This is a genomic window from Streptomyces sp. NPDC101110 (genome assembly GCF_044759525.1).
Lineage (GTDB): Bacteria > Actinomycetota > Actinomycetes > Streptomycetales > Streptomycetaceae > Streptomyces.
The window spans coordinates 26,104-39,073 of record NZ_JBIVZM010000006.1 but is presented as its reverse complement, the minus strand read 5'-3'; the positions used below and the strand labels follow the sequence as shown (position 1 = coordinate 39,073).

At 73.5% G+C, this 12,970-nt stretch carries 15 protein-coding genes and 1 pseudogene; 9 read left to right on the top strand and 7 right to left on the bottom strand.

Annotated features, from left to right (window positions below):
• Positions 1 to 156 precede the first annotated feature (156 nt).
• Positions 157 to 1,017: a metallophosphoesterase family protein gene (locus ACIQU3_RS15455; protein WP_403734156.1), complete on the top strand. Its 861-nt coding sequence runs from the start codon at positions 157 to 159 to the stop codon at positions 1,015 to 1,017.
• Positions 1,014 to 1,673 (top strand): 4'-phosphopantetheinyl transferase, encoded by a 660-nt coding sequence (locus ACIQU3_RS15450; protein ID WP_403734159.1) that lies wholly within the window; start codon positions 1,014 to 1,016, stop codon positions 1,671 to 1,673. Before ACIQU3_RS15455 ends, ACIQU3_RS15450 begins: the two co-directional genes overlap by 4 nt.
• A gap of 37 nt (positions 1,674 to 1,710) precedes the next feature.
• On the opposite strand, the gene ACIQU3_RS15445 is transcribed toward ACIQU3_RS15450, so the two are convergent.
• The 3 genes from ACIQU3_RS15445 to ACIQU3_RS15435 all read right to left on the bottom strand — a co-directional run bounded on the left by ACIQU3_RS15445 (position 1,711) and on the right by ACIQU3_RS15435 (position 3,334).
• A complete protein-coding gene (locus ACIQU3_RS15445; protein ID WP_366714563.1) occupies positions 1,711 to 1,935 on the bottom strand; it encodes a hypothetical protein in 225 nt (74 codons plus the stop codon).
• 176 nt (positions 1,936 to 2,111) lie between these two features.
• Positions 2,112 to 2,642 carry a toxin-antitoxin system, toxin component gene (locus tag ACIQU3_RS15440; RefSeq protein WP_234848058.1) on the bottom strand — a complete coding sequence of 177 codons (531 nt, stop codon included), beginning with the start codon at positions 2,640 to 2,642 and terminating at the stop codon, positions 2,112 to 2,114.
• A gap of 32 nt (positions 2,643 to 2,674) precedes the next feature.
• Positions 2,675 to 3,334, bottom strand: a complete 660-nt coding sequence (locus tag ACIQU3_RS15435) for a helix-turn-helix domain-containing protein (RefSeq protein WP_403734303.1) — start codon at positions 3,332 to 3,334, stop codon at positions 2,675 to 2,677.
• 238 nt (positions 3,335 to 3,572) lie between these two features.
• On the opposite strand from ACIQU3_RS15435, the gene ACIQU3_RS15430 reads away from it, so the two are divergent.
• The 7 genes and pseudogenes from ACIQU3_RS15430 to ACIQU3_RS15400 all read left to right on the top strand — a co-directional run bounded on the left by ACIQU3_RS15430 (position 3,573) and on the right by ACIQU3_RS15400 (position 9,834).
• Positions 3,573 to 4,232, top strand: coding sequence for a hypothetical protein (locus tag ACIQU3_RS15430; RefSeq protein ID WP_403925377.1), 660 nt, complete (start codon positions 3,573 to 3,575; stop codon positions 4,230 to 4,232).
• Between the two features lie 81 nt (positions 4,233 to 4,313).
• On the top strand, positions 4,314 to 5,468 hold the full coding sequence (locus tag ACIQU3_RS15425; RefSeq protein ID WP_403734168.1) for an NAD(P)/FAD-dependent oxidoreductase: 1,155 nt from the start codon (positions 4,314 to 4,316) through the stop codon (positions 5,466 to 5,468).
• A pseudogene (locus ACIQU3_RS15420) lies at positions 5,465 to 5,755 on the top strand ((2Fe-2S)-binding protein); the annotation flags it as partial. The gene ACIQU3_RS15425 and the pseudogene ACIQU3_RS15420, both read left to right, overlap by 4 nt.
• A gap of 115 nt (positions 5,756 to 5,870) precedes the next feature.
• Positions 5,871 to 7,235, top strand: a complete 1,365-nt coding sequence (locus tag ACIQU3_RS15415) for an FAD-dependent oxidoreductase (RefSeq protein ID WP_403734173.1) — start codon at positions 5,871 to 5,873, stop codon at positions 7,233 to 7,235.
• Positions 7,232 to 8,122, top strand: a complete 891-nt coding sequence (locus tag ACIQU3_RS15410; RefSeq protein WP_403734176.1) for a dihydrodipicolinate synthase family protein — start codon at positions 7,232 to 7,234, stop codon at positions 8,120 to 8,122. Before ACIQU3_RS15415 ends, ACIQU3_RS15410 begins: the two co-directional genes overlap by 4 nt.
• A 5-nt stretch (positions 8,123 to 8,127) precedes the next feature.
• Positions 8,128 to 9,129 (top strand): proline racemase family protein, encoded by a 1,002-nt coding sequence (locus tag ACIQU3_RS15405; protein WP_403925373.1) that lies wholly within the window; start codon positions 8,128 to 8,130, stop codon positions 9,127 to 9,129.
• Between the two features lie 33 nt (positions 9,130 to 9,162).
• Complete coding sequence (locus ACIQU3_RS15400; protein ID WP_403734185.1) at positions 9,163 to 9,834, top strand: GntR family transcriptional regulator; 672 nt, start codon at positions 9,163 to 9,165, stop codon at positions 9,832 to 9,834.
• Between the two features lie 31 nt (positions 9,835 to 9,865).
• Here ACIQU3_RS15400 and ACIQU3_RS15395 read toward each other — a convergent pair whose 3' ends face one another.
• The 4 genes from ACIQU3_RS15395 to ACIQU3_RS15380 all read right to left on the bottom strand — a co-directional run bounded on the left by ACIQU3_RS15395 (position 9,866) and on the right by ACIQU3_RS15380 (position 12,969).
• A complete protein-coding gene (locus ACIQU3_RS15395; protein ID WP_403734188.1) occupies positions 9,866 to 10,801 on the bottom strand; it encodes a PDR/VanB family oxidoreductase in 936 nt (311 codons plus the stop codon).
• The gene (locus tag ACIQU3_RS15390; protein WP_403734195.1) at positions 10,798 to 10,977 is read right to left on the bottom strand and encodes a hypothetical protein; all 180 of its coding nucleotides are present in this window, start codon (positions 10,975 to 10,977) and stop codon (positions 10,798 to 10,800) included. The genes ACIQU3_RS15395 and ACIQU3_RS15390 overlap by 4 nt, the downstream gene beginning before the upstream one ends.
• Positions 10,974 to 12,044, bottom strand: a complete 1,071-nt coding sequence (locus tag ACIQU3_RS15385) for a Rieske 2Fe-2S domain-containing protein (RefSeq protein ID WP_403734198.1) — start codon at positions 12,042 to 12,044, stop codon at positions 10,974 to 10,976. The genes ACIQU3_RS15390 and ACIQU3_RS15385 overlap by 4 nt, the downstream gene beginning before the upstream one ends.
• Positions 12,045 to 12,150: 106 nt before the next feature.
• Positions 12,151 to 12,969: a hypothetical protein gene (locus ACIQU3_RS15380; protein WP_403734203.1), complete on the bottom strand. Its 819-nt coding sequence runs from the start codon at positions 12,967 to 12,969 to the stop codon at positions 12,151 to 12,153.
• Position 12,970 lies beyond the last annotated feature (1 nt).

The window sequence follows — 12,970 nt, the reverse complement described above, 5'->3', positions numbered from 1 at the left end:
AGCGGTGGTGTTGGGCCCAGATCATACGGCTTCGGCGGGCCGTCTCGTGCAACGCGCGTGTGAAGGAATTCTCCGCCCACGGCCCCGGGCCGCCTTGTCCCGGTCACACGGATGTGATCTCTTGGTGGCGTCCGGGACGGACGGAGGGGGCGAGAGGTGACGTCGACGGCCGGTGGCGCCGCACAACTGCTGGCCATCAGCGACCTGCACATCGGTTACCCGGAGAACCGCGCCCTGGTCGAGGGCATGCGGCCGGGGACGGACGACGACTGGCTGCTGGTCGCCGGGGACGTCGCCGAGACCGTGGCGGACATCCGCTGGGCCCTGAAAACGCTCGCCGGCCGCTTCCGCAAGGTCGTCTGGGTGCCCGGCAACCACGAGCTGTGGAGCCATCCGGGCGACGCCGTCACCCTGCGCGGCGTCGCCCGCTACACCCACCTGGTCGAGCTGTGCCGCGACCTCGGCGTGACGACACCCGAGGACCCCTACCCCGTCTGGGAGGGCCCCGGCGGCCCGGCGGTCGTCGCCCCGCTGTTCCTGCTGTACGACTACTCGTTCCTGCCGGCCGGCTGCACCACCAAGGAACAGGGCCTGGAATACGCGCAGGGCACCGGCATCGTGTGCACCGACGAGTATCTGCTGCACCCCGACCCGTACCCGAGCCGGGAGGCCTGGTGCCGGGCACGGGTCGCCGAGACCGAACGCAGACTCGCCGGACTGCCCGGCGACCTGCCGGTGATCCCGGTCAACCACTACCCGCTGCACCGGCATCCGATGGACGTGCTGTGGCACCCCGAGTTTGCCATGTGGTGCGGCACGGACCTGACCGCCGACTGGCACCGCAGGTTCCGCGTGTCCGCGATGGTCTACGGCCATCTGCACATCCCCCGCACCACCTTCCACGAGGGCGTGCGCTTCGAGGAGGTGTCGGTGGGCTATCCGCGCGAGTGGAGCAAACGGTCCCAGCCGCCGGGGCGGCTGCGGCGCATCCTGCCGGAGGAGGGCGAGGAGCGGTGATCGAGGAGCTGCTGCCGCAGACGGTGGTCACCGTCGAGACGTACGGACACGCGGAGGCGGACACCCCGCTGTACCCCGAGGAGGCCGCGCTCCTGACACGGGCGGTCGCCAAGCGGCGCAGGGAGTTCGCCGCCGTGCGCTCCTGCGCCCGCAGGGCCATGGAGAAGCTCGGCGTGCCGCCGCAGCCGATCCTGCCCGGGGAGCGCGGTGCCCCCGGCTGGCCGGCCGGGCTGGCCGGGAGCATGACCCACTGCGACGGCTACTGCGCCGCCGCGCTGGTGCGCGCCTCCGACCTGGCGTCCCTCGGCATCGACGCCGAGGTCCACGGACCGCTGCCCGAGGGCGTCCTGCCGTCCGTGTCCCTGCCGGCCGAGGCCGACCGGTTGCGGCGGCTGGCGGCCGAACGACCCGGCATCCACTGGGACAGGCTCCTGTTCAGCGCCAAGGAGTCCGTCTACAAGGCGTGGTTCCCCCTCACCGGGAAGTGGCTGGACTTCATGGAGGCCGACATCGAACTCGACCCCGACGGCACCTTCCGCGCGGAGCTGCTCGTCCCCGGGCCCCGGGTGGGCACCCGCCGCCTGGACCACTTCGACGGCCGCTGGACGGCGGGGCGGGGCCTGATCGCGACGGCGATCGCGGTGCCGCACGCCTGAACCCGCTGCACGGCACTCGCCCCGAGGCGAACGCCCTTCAGCTGCCCGGCTCCGGGCACCACTGCTCCAGGAGACGGAAGAACGCCTCCTCGTTGCCGGACAGGCCGGCGCGCTCCAGGGCCTGCTCCGCCTCGGCGAGCACCGCCGGCGGGACGAGCGGCGGGCCGCCCTCCCGGTCGAAGGCGGCGCGGACGGTGTGCAGCAGCCGCAGATATGCCTGGACGGCGGTGCGTTCACGATCGGTCAGAACGGCGGTGGGCATCGGTCGGCTCTCCCCGTGTCGGCGTCGTCGGTCCCGCGCCTCGCGGCGCGTGCGCCCCCGCACAGCGATGGCGCACCTCCAGCTTGCCGCCCACCACTGACAATCCGGCCCCGCCGCCCTCCGGTTCGCCCGCTCGGCGGAGGCCGCCGCACCACGTCACCGCACCGGGCGGCCCGTCAGCCCTGGGGTCCGCGATACCCCAGCGATGCCTCGATCCGCCCCGCCAGATGGTCCCGCTGCACCGGCCCCCGCGAGGACGAACCGGCGAGCCAGGCACGGCACTTGCTGGCGAGCAGCAGGCCGAAGCTCTCGGCCTCCTTCTCGTCGTCGAGGTCGAAACGGGTGCGGGCGGCGACCTTCAGCACAGTCGCCTGGAGGTCGGCCCCGTCGTCGAGCAGCCGGGCCGCCACGGCCGCGCCCTCGACGTGGTGGGAGCAGTGCCCCGCCTTCATGTGCCACAGCTCATGGCCGAGGATCACCAACTGGTGCTCGGGAGCGGTGCGTTCCTCGATCACCACGAGGTCCTGTTCGGCCATGTCCAGCCACAGCCCGCTGGCCGTTCCGGGCGGGAACGCGGCCGTGCGGAAGCGGACGGGGCGGCCACGGCGTCTGCTCATGCCGTCGCACAGGGCGGCGTACAGCTCGTCGGGCCGGGCCGGCGCGGGGAGAGTCAGCTCCGCGACCAGCTCGCCGCACAGACGGCGCATTTCCCTACCGATGCCCACAGTTCTCCCCACGGTCACGACTCGGGCCGCTTGACGCTCTCCAGGAGCATGTCCAGCCACTCCGCGACCTTGTCGCGGTGCTGGTCGGTGGGCAGTTGCGCGGCACGCCAGGCGATGCCGCGCACGCCGTGGTCCTGCAGCAGCCGCTCCAGCGGGTCGTCCGCCGCCGCTGCGGCCTGCCGCTCACGATCGGCGAGCTTCTGCAGCAGCTCCTGCTCGATGTGCTGGAGGGCGCTCACGAGCGCCTCGGGGTCCTCGGCGGTCAGGAAGCCGGCGTGCACCCGGAAGAACCGCTGGAGGGCGTCGCAGTGCTCCATCGTCGGCCGCCGGTCGCCGTTGATGAGGGCGCCGGCCTGCTGGCGGGACATGCCCGCGCCGTCGGCGATCTCCTGCTGGGTGTACTTGCGGCCGTTGGGCTTGAGCCGGGTCCGGCGCAGCAGGTCCAGCCGCTGCAGGAACCGGGCCTGGACGTCGGGCTCACCCGCCGGACGACCGCTGAGCAGGGCCTTGATCACGGGGTCCGGGACTCCGGAGGCGACGGACAGCCTGCCGACGTCGAAGACCTCGGCGTGCGGCACGCCGAGCCGGTCGGCGAGCGCGCCGACACGGGAGACGACGGCCGGCAGCACGGCCGTAGGCGTGACGCCCGGACCTTCGACGAAGCCACCCGTCACCGACAGATCTCCTACGTATCTCACAGGCTTCTCACAAGTGGATGCCGTGACCTACCCCGGCGTGAACTTCCCGGAGCGTAGCCGGTGCTTCGAACTCACATCCAGGTCTCGCCACAACTGTGGCCAATTTCAGCCGTCAACAGACGCTGAATGCCACGATAGTTGACATGCCTCAGCTCGGACCAGCAGGATCGGGGCGCCGCGTCAAGGCCGCACAGGCAAGAGGGGTGACCTCCCGATGGCATATCAGGCAGGAGGGCAGCGGCCGGCACCGCGGCCCGTCCCCGAGACTCCCGAGGCCCAGGCCTACCTGGAGGACTACGCCGGGCTCCTGGAGGGTGTCACCTTCCCTTCGCTCGTCGTCGACCACTGCTGGGACGTGGTGCTGACCAACGGCGCCTTCCGGTCACTTTTCCGTGAGGTCGGCCCGCATCCGACCGCGATGCCGGACGACAACTTCCTCAGGTTCGTCCTCTTCCACCCCGACGCCCCGACCGTGCTCGGCGACCACGAGGCGAGCTGGTGCCTGCCGATGCTCGCGCACTTCGCGCGGACCGTGGACGGCCACGGCCCCGACCACGGTCTGCAGGCCATCCGCCGTGACATCGCCCAGGACCCGATCATGGAGGCCGCCTACCGGCACGGCCTGCCGCACTGGATCCGTGCGGTCGGCGAGGGTGCCGTCGAGCAGGACGGAGCCGTCCGGCCCCTGGTGCACCCCGATCCGCACCGGGGATCCACCGAGTGCCGGATCGTCGTCGAGACGTCCAGGACGCTGGAGGAACTGGGCTGCGCCCGGGTCACGTTCGTGCTGCGCGAGGCCCGCCGCTCCGCGTCCCGCGAGCGCCGCGCCCGCCGCACCGCCTCCCATCTGAGTGTCGTCCCCACGGTCGACTGACGTCGCCGGTGCGACCGCCGGGTGTCCGCCCGTCCTGCCCGCACCCTTCCCCGCGTCTGTGGTGTGTGACATAGTACTGACGTGAGCGAGTCGCTGACCTGCGATGTCGTGGTGGTCGGAGCCGGAGTGATCGGAGCCGCCACCGCCCTGTACGCGGGCCGGGCGGGCCTGGACACCGTCGTGGTGGACCGGGGCCCGGTGGCCGGTGGCACGACCGGAGCGGGGGAGGGGAACCTCCTCGTCTCCGACAAGGAGCCAGGCCCCGAGCTCGAACTGGCCCTGCTGTCCGCCCGGTTGTGGGCAGCCCTGGCCCGGGAGGGGCTGGGCGGGGCCGTCGAGTACGAAGCCAAGGGCGGTGTCGTCGTCGCCGGCACGGACCGGGCCCTGGCCGGGCTGGAGAAACTCGCCGCGGGGCAGCGCGCGGCCGGGGTCGAGGCCCTCCCGGTGCCGGCCGACGTGCTCACCGACCTGGAGCCGTACCTGGCCCCCGGTCTCGCGGGCGGCATGCACTACCCGCAGGACGCGCAGGTGATGCCCGCCCTCGCGGCGGCGCACCTGCTGCGTGCCTCGAAGGCCCGGGTGCTCACCGGGCGGGAGATGACCGGGATCCTGCGCGGTCCGGGCGGTGCGGTGCGCGGCGTGCGGACCGACCGGGGCGTCCTGCACGCACCCGCGGTCGTCAACGCGGCCGGTACCTGGGGCGGCGAGGTGGCGGCCCGCGCCGGGGTGTCCCTGCCGGTGCTGCCCCGGCGGGGGTTCGTCCTGGTCACCGAACCGCTGCCGCCGCGCATCCGGCACAAGGTGTACGCCGCCGACTACGTGGCCGACGTCGCCAGCGACTCGGCGACACTGCAGACCTCCCCGGTGGTCGAGGGCACCCCGGCCGGACCGGTCCTCATCGGCGCCAGCCGCGAACGCGTCGGCTTCGACCGGTCGCTGTCCCGCCCCGCGCTGCGCGCCCTGGCGGCCGGGGCGACCGGGCTCTTCCCGTTCCTCGGCGACGTCCGGGCCCTGCGGACGTACGCCGGCTTCCGGCCGTATCTGCCGGACCATCTGCCCGCGATCGGCGCGGATCCGAGGGCGCCCGGGCTGTTCCACGCCTGCGGGCACGAGGGCGCGGGCATCGGACTGGCAACCGGCACCGGGCATCTCCTCGCACAGGTGCTGAGCGGACGGACGCCCGATCTGGACCTCGTCCCCTTCCGGCCCGACCGCTTCACCGAGGAGGCCGAATGAACCCGCTGGAGCTCGCGGGGGCCAGGCCCGGCCCCGCCTTCACGGTCACGTTCGACGGGCGGCCCGTCGAGGCGCTGCCCGGACAGACGGTCGCCGCGGCGCTGTGGGCGGCGGGCGTCACCTCCTGGCGTTCCACCCGCTCACAGGGCCGTCCGCGCGGGGTGTTCTGCGGGATCGGCGTCTGCTTCGACTGCCTGGTGACCGTCAACGGCCGCCCCAACCAACGCGCCTGCCTGGTGCCGGTGCGGCCCGGGGACGAGATCGGCACGCAGGAGGGAACGGGCCACGGGGAGACGGGCACGCAGGGCGGGACGAGCCGCAGGGAGACGGGCTCGCGGGCCCGGACGGGCCGTGGCGAGACCGGGGCACAGGGCGGCGGAACCGGCCGCGAGGAGGCGTGTCATGAGGACTGACCTCGCCGTGATCGGCGCCGGACCGGCCGGGCTCGCCGCCGCCCTGGCCGCCTCCGCGCGGGGTGTGCGGGTCACGCTCGTCGACGCCGCCGCACAGCCCGGCGGGCAGTTCTACCGGCAGCCCGCCGCCGGACTGGGCGCAGGCCGGCCCGGGGCGCTGCACCACCGGTGGCGGACCTGGGAGCGGCTGCGGAACGGCCTCGCCGCAAGTGCCGTACGCGTGCTGACGGACCACCACGTCTGGAACGTGGAGCGCACCCCCGACGGCTTCACCGTGTACGCGCTGCTCGGGCCGGAGCAGGAGCAGCCCGTCGAGGTGCGCGCCCGCGCCGTGCTCCTGGCCACCGGCGGCTACGAGAAGGTGCTGCCCTTCCCCGGCTGGACCCTCCCCGGAGTCGTCACCGCCGGCGGCGCCCAGGCCATGCTCAAGGGCGGACTGGTCCTGCCGGGGCGCCGAGCGGTCGTGGCCGGCTCCGGGCCGCTGCTGCTGCCCGTGGCGACCGGACTCGCGGCCGCCGGTGCCGAGGTCGCCGCGCTCGTCGAGTCGGCCGGCCCGGCCCGTCTCGCCCGCCACGGCCGGGCCCTGGCCGGCAAGCTCCCGGAAGGCGCCGGGTACGCCGCCAGGCTGCTGCGCCACCGCGTCCCGGTCCTCTTGCGCCACACCGTCGTCCGTGCCCACGGCGACGACCGGCTGACCGGCGTCACGGTCGCCGCCCTCGACGCCGGGGGCCGGGTCCGGCCCGGCACCGAGCGGCGCCTGGACTGCGACACCGTCGCCGTAGGCCACGGCATGCTCCCGCACACCGACCTCGCCGAGAGCCTCGGCTGCCGCCTCGACGGGCTCACCGTGGCCGTCGACCCCGAGCAGCGCACGGACGTGCCCGGCGTATGGGCGGCCGGCGAGGCCACCGGCGTCGGCGGCGCCGACCTCGCCCTCGCCGAGGGGCACATCGCCGGCTGTTCCGCCGCCGCCCGCCTGCGAGGCACCGCCCCAGGCCCGGCGCCCGCCGCCCTCAAGGCCCGTACGAAGCTCGCACGGTCCGCCGCCGCCCTCGACTCCGCCTACGCGCCGCCCGCGCACTGGCCCGAGCGGATCACCGACGACACCGTGGTCTGCCGCTGCGAGGAGGTCACCGCCGGGGCCGTACGCGAGGCGCTGGATCTCGGCGCGAGCGACGAACGCACCGTGAAGCTGCTCACCCGCGCCGGGATGGGCTGGTGCCAGGGCCGGATGTGCGGCACCGCGGTCGCCGGTCTCGCCGGCTGCCCGCCCGCCCCCGGCAAGCGCCCGTTCGCCCGTCCCGTGCCGCTCGGCGTCCTCGCCCGGCAACACCCCCAGGAGGGACCGTCATGACCGAACCCCGACCCTGGCGCGGCGTGCTCGTCGCCACCGCGCTCCCCTTGAACGACGACCTGTCGGTGAACCACGACCGGTACGCCGAGCACTGCGCCTGGCTGGTCCGGAACGGCTGCGACGGCGTCGTACCGAACGGCTCCCTCGGCGAGTACCAGGTGCTCACACCCGAGGAGCGGGCCCGGGTCGTCGAGACGGCCGTCGCCGCGATCGGCGGTGAGCGGGTGATGCCCGGCGTCGCCGCCTACGGGTCGGCCGAGGCCCGGCGCTGGGCCGAGCAGGCCGCGCAGGCCGGCTGCCGCGCCGTGATGCTGCTGCCCCCGAACGCCTACCGCGCCGACGAGCGCTCCGTCCTCGCCCACTACGCCGAGGTCGCCCGGTCGGGCCTGCCGGTCGTCGCCTACAACAACCCGATCGACACCAAGGTCGACCTCGTGCCCGAACTTCTCGCACGGCTGCACGGCGAGGGACACATCCAAGGGGTGAAGGAGTTCTCCGGCGACGTCCGACGGGCCTACCGGATCGCCGAACTCGCCCCCGAGCTGGACCTGCTGATCGGCGCGGACGACGTCCTGGTGGAGCTGGCCGTCGCCGGAGCCAAGGGCTGGGTCGCGGGCTACCCGAACGCGCTGCCCCGCGCCTGCGTCGAGCTGTACCGCGCGGCCGTCGGCGGTGACCTGGACACCGCGCTGCCCCTGTACCGGCAACTGCACCCGCTGCTGCGCTGGGACTCCCGGGTGGAGTTCGTCCAGGCCATCAAGCTGTCCATGGACCTCGTCGGCCGCCACGGCGGCCCCTGCCGCCCGCCGCGGGTGCCGCTGCCGCCCGAGCAGGAGGCCACCGTCCGAGCCGCCACCGAGAAGGCCGTCGCGGCCGGATTGAGCTGAGGACCATGCGCAGCAGACTCGTCCTGCACGCCGTCGACTCGCACACCGAGGGCATGCCCACCCGCGTGATCACCGGCGGCGTCGGCACCGTCCCCGGCGCCACCATGAACGAACGGCGGCTCTGGTTCCGCGAACACCGCGATGACATCAAGCAGTTGCTGATGAACGAGCCGCGCGGCCACTCCGCGATGAGCGGCGCGATCCTCCAGCCACCGACCCGGCCCGACTGCGACTGGGGCGTCCTCTACATCGAGGTCTCCGGCTACCTGCCCATGTGCGGGCACGGCACCATCGGCGTGGCGACCGTCCTGGTCGAGACCGGCATGGTCGAGGTCGTCGAGCCGGTCACCACCATCCGCCTCGACACCCCTGCCGGGCCGGTCGTCGCCGAGGTGGCCGTCCAGGACGGGGCGGCCAAGGCGGTCACCCTGCGCAACGTGCCCTCCTTCGCCGTCGGCCTCGACCGCAAGGCCACCCTCGCCGACGGCCGGACGGTGACGTACGACCTCGCGTTCGGCGGCAACTTCTACGCCATCCTGCCGCTGGAGCAGCTCGGTCTGCCCTTCGACCGGACCCGCAAGGACGAGATCCTCGCCGCGGGCCTGTCCCTCATGGCCGCCGTCAACGCCGAGGATCCGCCCGTCCACCCGGAGGACGCGTCCATCCACGGCCTCCACCACGTCTACCTGGCCGCCCCCGGCTCGACGGCCCGCCACTCCCGGCACGCCATGGCCATCCACCCAGGGTGGTTCGACCGCTCGCCCTGCGGTACCGGCACCAGCGCCCGCATGGCACAGTTGCACGCGCGCGGCGAACTCCCGCTGCACACCGAGTTCGTGAACGAGTCCTTCATCGGTACCCGCTTCACCGGCCGGCTGCTCGGCACCACCGAGGCCGCCGGCCGCCCGGCCGTCCTGCCCAGCTTCACCGGCCGCGCCTGGATCACCGGTACCGCCCAGTACCTGCTGGACCCGGAGGACCCGTTCCCGGCCGGGTTCGTCCTGTAGCAGCCCCGCACCGGAGAGGAACCCCGAACGGTCATGGCCCCGCAGCACACCCCCGCCCTGCCCACCCTGGGCAGCAGGAAGCCCAGCCACCGGGAGCGGGTCGCGGACGCGCTGCGGGCCGCCCTGATCGCCGGTGAACTGCGGCCCGGCGAGGTCTACTCGGCCCCCGGACTCGCCGCCCGCTTCGGCGTCTCCGCCACACCCGTGCGCGAGGCCATGCTCGACCTGGCCAAGGAGGGCCTGGTCGACACCGTGCCCAACAAGGGCTTCCGGGTCACGGCCGTCTCCGAGCGGCAACTCGACGAGTACACACACATCCGAGCGCTGATCGAGATCCCCACCACGGCGGAACTGGCCCGCACGGCCGACCCGGTGGCCCTGGAGGCACTGCGCCCGGCCGCCCGGGAGATCGTCACCTCCGCCGCTGCCGGGGACCTCATCGCCTACGTCGAAGCCGACCTGCGCTTCCACCTCGGTCTGCTGGCCCTCGCCGGCAACGGCCACCTCGTCGACGTCGTCCGCGACCTGAGGCGCCGCTCCCGGCTCTACGGCCTGACGGCACTGGCCGAGCAGGGGCGGCTGGAGGCGTCGGCGCAGGAGCACCTGGAGATCCTCGACGCGCTGCTCGCCCGCGACGAGGAGGCCGTCCGCGCCGTGATGACCCGGCACCTCGGACACGTCCGGGGCCTGTGGGCAGCGCCCTGAACGGGCCGCGACGGCGGCCGGGGCCGGCCTCTCACAGATCCAGGACGAGCCGCTTTCCGCGGCAGCGGGACACACAGATCATCATGGTCTCGCCGGCCGCCCGCTCGTCGTCCGTCAGCACCGAGTCGCGGTGGTCCGGCTCGCCGTCGAGGACGTCCGTCTCACACGTGCCGCAGGTGCCCTCCGTGCAGGAGTACAGCACCTCGACCCCGGCCGCGCGCACGGCGTCGAGCACGGACACGTCCGGCGTGACGGTGAGCCTCGTGCCGCTCCGCGCGAGTTCCACCTCGAACGCGGTGGCGGCCCTGGTCTCCTGCTCCTTCGGACGGAACCGCTCGACGCGCAACGCCCCCGACGGGCACCGGGCCTCGACCGCGTCCAGCAGCGGCCCCGGACCGCAGCAGTAGACGAGAGTGCCCTCGGGCACGTCGTCCAGCACGGACGCCAGGTCCAGCAGACCCGACTCGTCCTCGGGAGCGATCGTCACCCGGTCCCCGTAGCGTGCCAGTTCCTCCGCGAAGGCCATGGACCCGCGGCTGCGCCCGCCGTACAGCAGCGTCCAGTCGGCGCCCGCCGCCTCGGCCGCCGCCAGCATCGGCAGGATCGGTGTGATGCCGATGCCGCCGGCGACGAAGCGGTACCGGGGAGCGGGTTCCAGACGGAAGTTGTTCCGGGGCCCGCGCACCCGTACCTTGTCGCCCTCGCCCACCCGCTCGTGCACATGGGCCGAGCCGCCACGCCCGGCGCTCTCGCGGAGCACCGCGATCCGCCAGGCCGACCGGTCCGCCGGATCCCCGCACAGCGAGTACTGGCGCTCCAGACCGGGCACCGGCACGACGTCGACGTGCGCGCCCGGCTCCCACGCCGGGAGCTGCTCACCCAGCGGATGGCGCAGGGTGAGGGCGAGCACCCCGTCGGCGGCGAACTCCCGCTTGTCGACGACAAGTTCGGTCTCGTACGTCTTCATGAACCGGTCCCTCGCGGCTCGTCCACCGAGTGCCCCCGCGGGTGGGCCAGCATCCACTCCCACATCTCGACCGGGTCCTGCGCGACGTGTTCGCGGCCGCAATGGCACGTGCCGTGCAGGGTGTCGGTGCCGGGCAGCCAGGCGATGCGGTAGATCTCGCCGGTCGGAGCGGTCACCGGAGCTTCTCCTCGGGCTTGGCGCCCTGCTCCACCAACCGCGCGAGGATGCGGCGGGCGGCCAGACCACCGGTGTCGATGTTGATGCTCAGCTCCTGGTAGCCGGTGCGTTCGGTGCCGAGCGTCTTCTGCAGCAGGTTCAGCGCGGTGACGTCCTGCATCACGACCGTGTGGTTGTTGCCCCGCAGGAACTCGGTGACCTCGGCGTCGTCGGTCGCCCAGTCGCGGGAGACGGCCCAGAAGTCGTACACCGTGCCGTCACCCGAGGGCGTGATGGCGTACGTGATCTCGGTGTGGAAGCCGTTCGGGTCGCGGCCGTCCGCCTCGGGCAGCACCCCGACCGGGGCGATCCGGCTGTGCAGCAGATACAGGCAGGGCGCGTGGTACTCGATGTCCTGCCAGCGGGTGATCCGGCCGTCGATGCCGGTGGACTTGGCGTAGAACGGCGGGCATGCGGCGTCGTCCATGTGCCGGCTGACCCGGACGATCCCGGCGCCCTCGTCGACCTCGGTGGTGATCGGCGTCTCGGCGACCTCGGGGGTGCCGATGTAACCGCCGTGCAGATACGTCTCGTGGGACAGGTCGAGGAGGTTGTCGACGAGCAGGCCGTAGTCGCAGTCGATGGGCTCCATGCCGCGCACCGTGACCCAGCCGGGGGCGTCCAGGTGCCGGGCCCGGGGGATGGACCGCGGGTCGGCCGACGCCGGGTCGCCGATCCACACCCAGATCAGCGAGTCCTGCTCGACGACCGGGTAGGAGGCGACCCGGGCGGTGCGCGGCACCCGTTTCTGCCCCGGAACGTACACGCACGTGCCGGTCGGGTCGTAGGTGAACCCGTGGTAGCCGCACACGATCCGGTCCCCGTCCAGCCGCGTCGGCGCCTCGGACAGCGGGTAACGCCGGTGCACACAGCGGTCGTGCAGCACGACCGGCGTCCCGTCCTCCTCCGTCCGGTAGAGCACGAGCGTCTCACCGAGGATCGTCCGGCCGAGCAACTCCCGCCCCACTTCATGGCTGTAGGCGGCGACGTACCACTGGTTCCTGGCGAACGCGGTCATGTGAGGCATGGGCGCTGGCTCCCGTCTCTCTGTCGTGGCGACCATCGTCGGGAAGCGCTTCACGGGGGCGCAACACCACTTCCGCCCGGTGGAAGGACCGGTGTGACACGCCTGTTCAGCGTCTTTCCTCGCCTCCACGCGTCCGGGCCCCGGCCGCGGTGGCGCCCACCGCCTCGCGGACCGCCTCGGTCACCTCGGCCGCGGTGCGGCCGCGGCAGTCGACACGGTGGACGGCGACCTCCGGCCGGGTGCGCGCCAGCCAGGCCAGAGCTGTCTCGTAGTGCTGCCGGACCAGCGACAGCAGGTCCGCCGTCTCGTGCAACTCGCCCCCGCCGCGCCGGTCCCTGGTCCGTGCCAGCGCGTCCTCGACGGGGAGGTCGAGCAGTACCACCGCGTGGGGCAGTGACACGCCGCACGACCGGCTGAAATGGTCGAGGACGTCCTGCGGCGGCCCCGTCGCCCTGTGGAGGAGATCGGTGCCCAGCGGTCTCGGGTCGGCGCTTCCGGTACGGGCCACGAGCCAGTCGCGCACCGCCCCGGCGGCCCGGGGTTCCTGTCCGCGCCAGAAAGCCTCGACGTCGGCGTCGGGAGTGTCCTCATGATCGGCCCGGACGAACATCGGCAGGTACGCCAGCGGATCGATCAACGGGTGCCGGTCGGAGACGAGGATCCGGCCCTCCCGAGCCGCCCGCCGCTCCGTCGGGCCGTACAGACACAGCTGCAGGTACAGCACGGCCAGCTTCAGCTGCACCCGGCCCAGGGCGTCCGCCGCGGCCGACGCCCCGGCCAGCGCCCTGGACAGCGCGGCGTACGGACTGCCCGGGTCGTCATGGGCCCGGATGGCGTGCACGACCGCGATGTCGCCGCGCTCGCGCATCCGGCGCAGCACCGTGGTCTTGCCCGTGCCGTCGATCCCCACGACAGCGGCCCGCACC

Coding starts and splice junctions, on each gene's coding strand:
- ACIQU3_RS15410 (WP_403734176.1), top strand. CDS start 7,232: ATGACCGAACCCCGACCCTGGCGCGGCGTGCTCGTCGCCACCGCGCTC.
- ACIQU3_RS15385 (WP_403734198.1), bottom strand. CDS start 12,044: ATGCCTCACATGACCGCGTTCGCCAGGAACCAGTGGTACGTCGCCGCC.
- ACIQU3_RS15440 (WP_234848058.1), bottom strand. CDS start 2,642: ATGCGCCGTCTGTGCGGCGAGCTGGTCGCGGAGCTGACTCTCCCCGCG.
- ACIQU3_RS15430 (WP_403925377.1), top strand. CDS start 3,573: ATGGCATATCAGGCAGGAGGGCAGCGGCCGGCACCGCGGCCCGTCCCC.
- ACIQU3_RS15405 (WP_403925373.1), top strand. CDS start 8,128: ATGCGCAGCAGACTCGTCCTGCACGCCGTCGACTCGCACACCGAGGGC.
- ACIQU3_RS15395 (WP_403734188.1), bottom strand. CDS start 10,801: ATGAAGACGTACGAGACCGAACTTGTCGTCGACAAGCGGGAGTTCGCC.
- ACIQU3_RS15445 (WP_366714563.1), bottom strand. CDS start 1,935: ATGCCCACCGCCGTTCTGACCGATCGTGAACGCACCGCCGTCCAGGCA.
- ACIQU3_RS15400 (WP_403734185.1), top strand. CDS start 9,163: ATGGCCCCGCAGCACACCCCCGCCCTGCCCACCCTGGGCAGCAGGAAG.
- ACIQU3_RS15415 (WP_403734173.1), top strand. CDS start 5,871: ATGAGGACTGACCTCGCCGTGATCGGCGCCGGACCGGCCGGGCTCGCC.